The sequence below is a fragment of the Mesorhizobium sp. M2A.F.Ca.ET.042.01.1.1 genome, assembly GCF_003997405.1.
Lineage (GTDB): Bacteria > Pseudomonadota > Alphaproteobacteria > Rhizobiales > Rhizobiaceae > Mesorhizobium.
The window spans coordinates 1-682 of record NZ_RZRX01000619.1 but is presented as its reverse complement, the minus strand read 5'-3'; the positions used below and the strand labels follow the sequence as shown (position 1 = coordinate 682).

The 682-nt window shown below is 55.0% G+C and carries 1 protein-coding gene; it reads right to left on the bottom strand.

Going from position 1 to position 682, the window contains the following annotated elements; translation table 11 throughout:
- On the bottom strand, window positions 1-533 hold a 533-nt coding region (locus EOA23_RS35210; protein WP_210212532.1), incomplete at its 3' end, for a hypothetical protein.
- Window positions 534-682: the final 149 nt, after the last annotated feature.

Genomic DNA, 682 nt, shown 5'->3' with positions numbered 1-682 from the left:
ACCAAGAGGTCTTCCACGACCTGGCTTGCCCGTTCGATCTCAGGCGTCTTCGGCGCGGATTTGAATTTCTCGAGGAGTTGCCCGTGATTGGCGGCAAGCAGATAGGATGTTGCGGCGGCTGGGTTCGCGATGTCGGCCGAGAAATCGGCGATAAGCGACGCACTTTCGTCGTCGCGCAGTTCGCTCAAATCTTTGACGACGACAAGTGAGCGGCCGTCGCCAAGAGCCAGACGCTGAACCTTGTCGCCCTGATTCCAGAGGTTCGCATCGCCGCCGAGCTCGATCCAGACCTCTCGGCAATGGTATGTTTTTCCATCACCCGCTGTACCCGTTATGATGTAGGACCCTGGAGAGGCGCCGCGAAAATTTTCAACGAGCTCGTCGCGAAGTGGCGCGGGGAGTGTAATCGGCCGAATTTTGTGACGACGCAGCGCACGCTGAATTGTCTCGTCATACATATTGTCGTTGGTGGGGATCGGTCCATAGTTTCTGATAAACCTGATCCACGCATGTATTGATGGCGTTTCTGACACGCGCCGCCCCCCAAGATTCGGCAAAGTTGTAAACGAAGTAATGATTCGCTCGCCTAATTTAGCAGCAGTCGCTGCCGGCCATCCACGAATTTTGCCTTATTTTTCAACTTTGTCCCCATACCCGACGTGTTCGAAAGCCAAAACGACCC